Source organism: Acinetobacter sp. NIPH1876, assembly GCF_022808535.1.
GTDB classification, from domain to species: domain Bacteria; phylum Pseudomonadota; class Gammaproteobacteria; order Pseudomonadales; family Moraxellaceae; genus Acinetobacter; species Acinetobacter higginsii.
The window spans coordinates 1-896 of sequence record NZ_JALGBR010000047.1; the positions used below are offsets into that span (position 1 = coordinate 1).

Annotated in this window: 1 protein-coding gene; it reads left to right on the top strand. The window is 50.2% G+C overall.

The annotated features are described in order from the left end of the window. A partial coding sequence (locus MN869_RS20330; protein ID WP_243309227.1) for an Ig-like domain-containing protein occupies positions 1–896 on the top strand: 896 nt, incomplete at both ends.

The window sequence follows — 896 nt, forward strand, 5'->3', positions numbered from 1 at the left end:
GCTCATGTTTATACAACAGATACAACAGCACCAGATGTTTCAGGTACAGGTTTAACTATTGATTCTGTGACTGCAGATAACGTCATCAATGCAGCAGAGTCCGCATCAAACGTGACAGTGACAGGAACCTTGACAGGTGTGCCTGCAGATGCGGCAACTACAGTGGTAACAGTTGTAGTCAATGGTGTGACCTATACAGCGACGGTCAATTCATCGAATGGTACTTGGAGTGTGAGTGTACCAGGTAGTGGTTTATTGGCTGATGGCGATAAAACCATTGATGCCAAAGTTACGTTTACAGATGCGGCAGGCAACAGCAGTAATGTAACGGACACTCAAGTTTATACAGTCGATACCGTTGCACCAAATGCACCAGTCCTTGATCCAATCAATGCGACTGACCCAATCAGTGGTACAGCAGAACCAGGTTCGACGGTGACCGTAACCTTCCCGGATGGCACAAGTGTTCAGGTTCCAACCGATCCAACCACTGGGGTATGGACTACACCAAATCCAGGCGGCTTGACCAATGGTGAGACCGTTACTGCGACAGCGACTGACCCAGCAGGCAACACCTCATTACCGGGCACCGGCACAGTGACCACTGATGTAACTGCACCGATCGTGACCGTGGATGATGACTTAAGCAACGATGCAACGCCTGCATTGACCGGTACGGTGAATGACCCAACTGCGACGATTGTGGTGAATGTGGATGGTGTTGACTATCCAGCAGTGAACAATGGTGATGGCACATGGACCTTGGCGGACAACACCTTACCGACCTTAGGTGAAGGACCACATACCGTGACTGTGACAGCGACAGACCCTGCGGGTAATGTCGGTACAGACACTGCGGTATTGACGATTGATACGGTTGCACCAAATGCACCAGT